We start from the raw sequence: 6658 nt of genomic DNA, 5'->3' as shown, positions 1-6658 counted from the left end.
GACCAGGGACGTGGCTGTCGTACCGCCCAGGTAGCAGGCCGCGAGGTCGCGGACGTCGACGGACAGGTCCGGGGGCTCGTGCGTGGGTGTGTACGTCGTGCCGGTGGGGCCCGAAGTCAGGCGGTGCGGGCCCGAGTTGGCGGGCAGGTGGGCGTCGTGCACGTTCAGGACCAGGTCGACGGGGGCGGCCCAGGAGCGGTGCTGGAGGGCGGCCCGTACGTCGACGAGGCGGAGCCAGAGCGCCGGGAACTCGGAGGTCACGCGGACCTGGTCGCGGTCGGCGGCGAAGAGGAGGAGCGGGTCGTCCAGGGGGCGGCCCCAGGCGCGGACCTTGGCGGTGAGGTCGATGGACGCCAGGTACTGCCAGAGCGCGGCGGCGACCGCGGGCGAGTCGGCCTCCAGGTCGTCGACGCGGACCGTGCCGGGGGCGTCGGCGTCGCGTTTGGTGCGGTAGACCGCGTATCCGGCGAGGGGTTCGCCGAGCGCGACGACCCGCGGCGGGGAGTACGCCGTGTCCTCCTCGTCCTTCTCGGGCAGCCACTCGTCGGCCCACCAAGCGCGGGTGCGGGCGATCCGTCCCGGCCTTGCGGCGCGGGTGGCGTCGTAGAACGCGTCGAGCAGCGCGGGTGCGTCGGCGGGGTCGACCAGGCGCGGTGGCCTCGGGTCGGGGGCGATGCGCAGGGCGAGCGGGCGGGCCGAGTCGATCTCGACGGTGACGCCACGGGTGCCCTCGCCGAAGCCGAACCGGCCGTAGATCACCGCTTCCGACGCCCACAGCGCGGCGAGCGGACGGTCCTCGGCGACGCAGCGCGCGAACAGGGCGGCGAGCATCCCGGACAGGGCGCCGCGCCTGCGGTGGGTGGGCGCGACGCAGGCGAACGTGACGCCGGGGCAAGGGAGTTCACCGCCGGGCACGGACAGGGTGAAGGGCAGTGCGGCGACCATGCCGACGAGCGCGTCGCCGTCGTACGCGCCGACGCGGGCGCAGTCGGTCAGCAGGTCCTTGTGGTGGGCGCGGAGTTCGGGTTCGGGCTTCTCGTGGAAGGCCAGGTAGGCGAGGTCGAGGGCCCGGTCGAGTTCGCTCTCGGGGATCTCCCGGAACTTCAGGGCAGGGTGGGGGGTGGGTCGATCAGCCATGATCCGCACGCTAGTTCTCGAACGCGGTGCGGGCATCGGGGTTTTCCGCCGCCGGGGGCCCGGCCGGCGGCAGATGGTGCTTGGGGGCCCGTGCCGTGACCATGAGACCGGCCACGAGCCCGGCGAGCAGCATGATGCCGACGGCCCACCAGATGGCGACGGTGTAGCCGTGCACCACACCCTGCGCGGTGACCTCGGCCTGCTGCGCGGGGTCGGTCAGATGCGAGCCGATGTACGTGGCGGTCGCCGTGGTGGCGAGGGTGTTGAGCAGCGCCGTGCCGATGGAACCGCCCACCTGCTGGGCGGTGTTGACGGTCGCGGAGGTCACCCCGGCGTCGTGCGGGGCCACCCCCAGGGTGGCGGTGGCGAACACCGGCATGAAGGTCAGGCCCATGCCGAACCCGGTGAGCAGCATGCCGGGCAGTACGTGGGTGGCGTACTCGCCCTCGACGGTGAGCCCGGTGAGCAGCGTCATGCCGAGCGCGCCGAGCACCATGCCCGGCACCATCAGGGCGCGCGGCGGCACGTGGTGCAGGAGCCGGGCGGAGACCTGGGTGGAACCGGTGATGATCGCGGCGGTCATCGGCAGGAACGCCAGGCCGGTCTTGACGGGCGAGTAGTGCAGGACGCCCTGCATGTAGTACGTGAGGAACAGGAACAGCGCGAAGAGGCCGATGGTCGCGAGCCCCATCGTCAGGAAGCACCCGGCGCGGTTGCGGTCCTTGATGATGTGCAGCGGCAGCAGCGGGCTCGGGGCGCGCTTCTGCCACCACACGAACGCGAGGAGCAGCACGATCGCCACCGCGAACAGGGTGAGCACCATCGGGTCGGTCCAGCCGCGCGGCTGGGCCTCGCTGAAGCCGTAGACCAGCGCGACCAGGCCGCCGCAGCCGAGCAGCGCACCCGGCACGTCGAGCCGGGCCCCGGTGTGGCCGGGCCGGTCGTGCAGGACGGCGAACGCGCCGATCACGGCGATCAGGGCGATGGGGATGTTGACGTACAGGCACCAGCGCCAGTTCAGGTACTGGGTGAGAAGGCCGCCCGCGAGCAGCCCGATCGCGGAGCCGCCGCCCGCCATCGCGCCGTAGATCCCGAAGGCCTTGCCGCGCTCCTTCGGGACGCTGAACATCGTGGTCAGCAGCGAAAGCGCGGACGGCGCGAGCACGGCCGCGAAGACGCCCTGGAGGGCACGTGCCCCGAACAGCATCCCCGGCCCGATCGCCGCGCCGCCGAGCCCGGACGCCACGGCGAAGCCGATCAGCCCGAAGATGAACGTCCGCTTCCGCCCGACCAGGTCCGCGACCCGCCCGCCGAGCAGCAGCAGCCCGCCGAAGGCGAGGGTGTACGCGGTGATCACCCACTGCCGGTTGGCGTCGGACATGCCGAGGTCGCTCTGGGCGGAGGGCAGGGCGATGTTCACGATCGTCGCGTCGAGCACCACCATCAGCTGGGCGAGGGCGATCACGACGAGGCCCCACCAGCGCCGCGGATCAGGCGCCGCGACGGCGCCGTCCGGACCGGCGGGTACCGGGGCCTCTCCGGGGGAGCTCATAGCTTCCAGGACAGCACAGTTGGGCCTGTATGCGCCTGTTGAGCCCAGTTTGTGCCCCGCGTCTCGGGCGTGGTCGCTACGGCTCAAGGACCACCTTGCCGACCGTGCCCCGCCCTTCGAGCGCCGCGTGTGCGGCCGCCGCCTCCGCCAACGGGAACCGCTGTACCGCGGGCCGCAGTCGACCCGCCGCCGCCTCGGTGAGGGCGTGTTCCTCAAGGGTGCGGATGGGCCGCTCGCCGCCCGCCTTGGCCAGCATCGCCGGGCCGAGCACCCCGACCGAGCTGATCCCGCGCGCGGCCAGTTCCGCCGCGTCGAGCACCGGCTCGGGCTCGGCGGCCAGGCCCTCGGCGGACCAGCCGAAGACGACATGGGTACCGCCCCGGCCGAGCAGCCCGACCGCCGCACGCCCGGCCGCGCCGCCCACCCCGTCGAGGACGACCGTGGCGGAGCGCTCCCCGAGGAACGCGCGGACCTGCTCGGGCCAGTCCGGTTCCTTGTAGTCGACGGCCAGGTCGGCCCCGTTGGCCCGCACCGCGGCGCCCTTCGCGGGGCCGCCGGCGAGGCCGACCACGGTGGCCCCGGCGTTCTTCGCGTACTGCACGAGCAGCGTGCCGAGACCGCCCGCGGCCGCCGGGACGAGCACCACCGAGTCCGCGCCGAACTCCGCGAACCGCACGATCCCCATGGCCGTACGGCCCGTGCCGATCATCGCGACGGCCACCGCGTCGTCGAGCCCCGCCGGGATCTCGTGCGGCCGGTCCGCGTCGACCACGGCGAGCTCCGCGTACCCCCCGGGTGCGAGGCCGAGATGCGATACGGCCCGCTTGCCGAGCCACGCCGGGTCGGTGCCGGGGCCGACCGCGTCGACGACGCCCGCGACCTCGCGCCCCGGCACGGTGGGCAGCGCGGGCAGCTCGGGGAGCGGGCCCTTGACCCCGGCGCGGATCGCGGTGTCGAGCAGGTGCACCCCGGCCGCCCGGACGGCGATCCGCAGCTGTCCGGGGCCGGGCTCGGGCGCCTCGACCTCGTCGAGCACGAGCTGTTCGGCCGGACCGAAGGCGTGATGACGGATGGCGCGCACGAGGGCTCCTCGGGACGAGTGACTGGTACGTGATCAGCCTCTGACCTCAAGCGAACTTGAGGTCAAGCCCGTGCCGCCGGTCGCCGCCTCAGGTACGGACCGGTCGCCGTCTCACGTACAGACCGGTCGCCGTCTCACGTACGGACCGGCCGGGCCGCGCGGACCGCGAGGGTCGCCGCTTCCAGGGCGCTGGTGAAGGACACCTCGGAGAGCACGCCGGGCGCCGCCACCTGGTCGCCCGCAAGGAACACCCCGGCGCCCCGGTCGATGCCGGGCCGGTCGCGCCAGGTCGTACCCGGCAGGTCGACGGCGCCGGTGCGGCCCGCCGCAAGCGCCTCGCGCCGCCAGGTGACCCGCTCCCGCCAGCCCGGCATGCCGAGGTCGAGCAGCTCCTCGCCGCGCGCGGTCCCGGCCGCCTTGGACTCCTCGGGCGCCACCGGGATCTGCCCCTGGATGAGCTGCTCTCCGGCGGGCGCGAGGCTGCGGTCACCGGCCGTGAACCGTTCGATCCAGCCGGGCGCGTCCAGGTCGGACACCACGAACGCGTCCCCGCGGCGGCTCCGTACGGCCAGGTCGAGCAGGACCGTACGGCCGCTCTCGCCGCGCAGCGAGTCGTCGCCGAGCAGCCGCCGGGCCGCGTCCAGGGAGGTGGCGACGATCACCGGACCGTTCTCGGGCAGCGCGTCGACGCGGGCCGCGGTCTCCACCCGGACGCCCAGGTTCCAGGCCCGCGCGGCCATCCGGTCGACGACCGAGGACCAGCCGCCGCGCGGGTAGTGCGCCTCCGGCGGCACCTTGGCAGTGCGCTTCAGGCGCTCGTGCACGAACGCGGCGGAGAGCGTGCCGGGGTCGTGGTGGAAGACGGCCACGCCCATGAAGTGGGCCGCGGCCCGCGCCCCCTCCTCGCCCACCTCACCTGCGGCCCAGCCGAAGAAGTCCCGGTCCACGGGCGCCTGCCGGGCCGGGCGGCGGAGCAGCTTGAGCAGGGCGAGCGGCGGCGTACGGCGCAGCGCACCGCGGTGCCGAAGGCGCAGCCGGGCCCCTTCGAGCGGCGGGACCGGGGCGAGCGGCCCGATCAGGTCGCGCTGCTTCAGCCAGGTCCAGTGCGGGCCGCCGTTGTAGAGGGCGTGCGGCCCCTCGTTCGTACGGTAGGGCCCGGTCTCGGTGGTACGGGCCCGGCCGCCGAGCGTGTGGTGGGACTCGAAGAGGGTGACCTCGGCCCCGGCCTCCGCGGCGCTGATCGCCGCGGTGAGCCCGGCGAATCCGCCGCCGATGACGGTGATGCGATGCATGTCTGCGTCTCCTCGTGGGGTTCGCGTGCGGCTTGTCGTCGGTACGACGGCGGGGCGGGGCCCGGATGTGACATCGGTACGCGGACGAGGGGCGCGGGCCGATTGTCAGTGCCGTCGTCGAGGATGGGACGCATGCCGAGTGAACGACAGGAACGATCGCGTCCCGCGGTGAAGCCCGCACGCCGCCCGGAACTCCGCCTTCCGCCGCTCCGGCCGTACGGAGAGGGGGAGTTGACTCCCGACGGTGACTACGACGGGCTGATCTTCGAGGGCACGGACCTCTCGGCCGCGGAAGGGCCGGGGGCGCGGTTCCTCGACTGTGCCCTCGAGGACTGCGCACTCGACGGGACGGTGCTGCGGAACGCCAGATTCCTGGACTCTCGGCTCTCCGGTGTGCGCGGTGTGGGCACGGATCTCTCGGGCGCGGCGCTACGGGACGTGGAGCTGGTCGACGCCCGGCTCGGCGGGGCGCAGCTGCACGGGGCGGTGCTTGAGCGGGTGCTGATCAGCGGCGGCAAGGTCGACTTCCTGAACCTGCGCGCGGCGAAACTGCGGGACGTGGTCTTCGAGGGCGTCGTCCTGGACGAACCGGACTTCGGCGGGGCGTCCTTGGAGCGGGTCACGTTCCACGACTGCACGCTGCGCGCGGCGGACCTCACCGGCGTACGCCTGAAGGACGTGGACCTGCGCGGGGCGGCCCGTATCGACATCGCGCGCGGCGTCGACCGGCTCGCGGGCGCGGTGATCAGCCCGGCCCAACTCCTGGACCTGGCCCCGGTGTTCGCGGCGGCGGTGGGGGTGCGGGTGGAGGCCTGAGGGTTCCTGAACTCTTGCCTGAACTCTTATACGCGCGGGAAGCGGGCCTGGAGGTCCCACACCACGGGGTTCTCGCCGAGCCCTTCGTGCAGGTCGACGAGGTCGGCGAGGACGTCGTGCAGGAAGTCCCGGGCCTCGCGCCGCAGTTCGGAGTGCGGACACGTCAACGGCGACTCGCTGCCCGGCATCCACTCGCCCTCGACGTCCACCCAGCCGAACCGCCGCTCGAACAGCATCCGGTCACTGGACTCGGTGAAGTCGAGCTCCGCGTACTGGGGGCGGGAGGCGCGGCTGCCGAGCGGGTCGCGGTCCAGCTGCTCCACGATGTCGCAGAGCGCCCAGGCGAAGTCGAGCACCGGCACCCATCCCCAGGCGGTGGACAGCTCCCGGTCGGCCTTGGTGTCGGCGAGATACACGTCCCCGCAGAACAGGTCGTGCCGCAGCATCCGCGTGTCCGCCCGGCGGTAGTCGGCCTGGGGCGGGTCGGGAAAGCGGTTGGAGAGGGCGTAGCCGATGTCTAGCACGTACGGAATGGTGTCACGGGGTTCGGGCACCGTCGTCCGGGGCTGAGGTCCCTGGGCGCTGCGCCCCAGACCCCGCTCCACCGGCCTCCGGCCTCGCCCTCAAACGCCGGGCAGGCTGGATCACCGGCCTCCGGCCTTGTCCTCAAGCGCCGGACGGGCTGAATTTTCCGGACCGGGGCTCAAATTTGAGCCCCTCCGGCGCTTGAGGAGGCCCGTCCGGCGAGGACTTCGGGAACCCGTCTGGCAAGACTTCGGG

At 73.5% G+C, this 6658-nt stretch carries 6 protein-coding genes; 1 reads left to right on the top strand and 5 read right to left on the bottom strand.

Annotated features, from left to right (window positions below; genetic code table 11):
- From GUY60_RS32030 to GUY60_RS32015, 4 genes are all read right to left on the bottom strand, one after another.
- The coding region (locus GUY60_RS32030; RefSeq protein ID WP_161704259.1) for a GNAT family N-acetyltransferase at nucleotides 1-1137 on the bottom strand (1137 nt) is incomplete at its 3' end.
- Nucleotides 1138-1147: 10 nt separating this feature from the next.
- Nucleotides 1148-2689 carry an MFS transporter gene (locus GUY60_RS32025; RefSeq protein WP_161704257.1) on the bottom strand — a complete coding sequence of 514 codons (1542 nt, stop codon included), beginning with the start codon at nucleotides 2687-2689 and terminating at the stop codon, nucleotides 1148-1150.
- A gap of 76 nt (nucleotides 2690-2765) precedes the next feature.
- Nucleotides 2766-3770, bottom strand: a complete 1005-nt coding sequence (locus tag GUY60_RS32020) for a zinc-binding dehydrogenase (RefSeq protein ID WP_161704255.1) — start codon at nucleotides 3768-3770, stop codon at nucleotides 2766-2768.
- A gap of 134 nt (nucleotides 3771-3904) precedes the next feature.
- Nucleotides 3905-5062, bottom strand: a complete 1158-nt coding sequence (locus GUY60_RS32015) for an FAD-dependent oxidoreductase (protein WP_161704253.1) — start codon at nucleotides 5060-5062, stop codon at nucleotides 3905-3907.
- 132 nt (nucleotides 5063-5194) lie between these two features.
- On the opposite strand from GUY60_RS32015, the gene GUY60_RS32010 reads away from it, so the two are divergent.
- Nucleotides 5195-5878 carry a pentapeptide repeat-containing protein gene (locus tag GUY60_RS32010; protein ID WP_246235915.1) on the top strand — a complete coding sequence of 228 codons (684 nt, stop codon included), beginning with the start codon at nucleotides 5195-5197 and terminating at the stop codon, nucleotides 5876-5878.
- A gap of 26 nt (nucleotides 5879-5904) precedes the next feature.
- Here the strand turns inward: GUY60_RS32010 and GUY60_RS32005 are convergent, their stop codons facing one another.
- A complete protein-coding gene (locus GUY60_RS32005) occupies nucleotides 5905-6402 on the bottom strand; it encodes a hypothetical protein (RefSeq protein WP_161704231.1) in 498 nt (165 codons plus the stop codon).
- Nucleotides 6403-6658 lie beyond the last annotated feature (256 nt).

Origin of the sequence: Streptomyces boluensis, assembly GCF_009908195.1 — a bacterium.
Taxonomy (GTDB): domain Bacteria; phylum Actinomycetota; class Actinomycetes; order Streptomycetales; family Streptomycetaceae; genus Streptomyces; species Streptomyces boluensis.
The sequence above is the reverse complement of the archived record's forward strand: the minus strand, read 5'-3'. Positions and strand labels throughout refer to the sequence as shown.

Bases quoted from the DNA above. Each gene is read 5' to 3' on its own strand.
- GUY60_RS32025 (WP_161704257.1), bottom strand. From the start codon at position 2,689: ATGAGCTCCCCCGGAGAGGCCCCGGTACCCGCCGGTCCGGACGGCGCC.
- GUY60_RS32015 (WP_161704253.1), bottom strand. From the start codon at position 5,062: ATGCATCGCATCACCGTCATCGGCGGCGGATTCGCCGGGCTCACCGCG.
- GUY60_RS32010 (WP_246235915.1), top strand. From the start codon at position 5,195: ATGCCGAGTGAACGACAGGAACGATCGCGTCCCGCGGTGAAGCCCGCA.